The 424-nt window shown below is 74.5% G+C and carries 1 pseudogene; it reads left to right on the top strand.

What is annotated here, in order from left to right:
- Positions 1 to 424: pseudogene (locus tag B9S61_RS12255) on the top strand (DNA polymerase III subunit gamma and tau); the annotation flags it as partial.

Genomic DNA, 424 nt, shown 5'->3' with positions numbered 1-424 from the left:
GGCACCCAGCGCCCCCGCGGCCACGCCCGCACCCGGCCCCGTGGCGCAGACGGCACCGTCGGCCCCCGCCCCTTCGGGTGGTGGCGGTGGGGTCGATCCCCGCACGCTCTGGCCGAACATTCTCGAGACGGTCAAGAACCGCCGCCGCTTCACCTGGATCCTGCTCAGCCAGAACGCCCAGGTGACCGGCTTCGACGGCACGACCCTCCAGATCGGCTTCGTGAACGCGGGCGCGCGGGACAACTTCCTCAGCAGCGGCAGCGAGGACGTGCTGCGCCAGGCGCTGGCCGAGCAGTTCAACGTGCAGTGGAAGATCGAGGCGGTCGTGGACCCGTCCGGCGGCGGAGCGGCGGCACCTGCCCCGGCTCCGGCTCCGGCTCCGGCAGCACCGCCCGCCGGCAGCTACGGCGGTGGCGGCGGCGGT

The sequence above is a fragment of the Streptomyces sp. SM1 genome (assembly GCF_002910825.1).
In the GTDB taxonomy this organism is placed as follows: Bacteria; Actinomycetota; Actinomycetes; order Streptomycetales; family Streptomycetaceae; genus Streptomyces; species Streptomyces okerensis.
The sequence above is the reverse complement of the archived record's forward strand: the minus strand, read 5'-3'. Positions and strand labels throughout refer to the sequence as shown.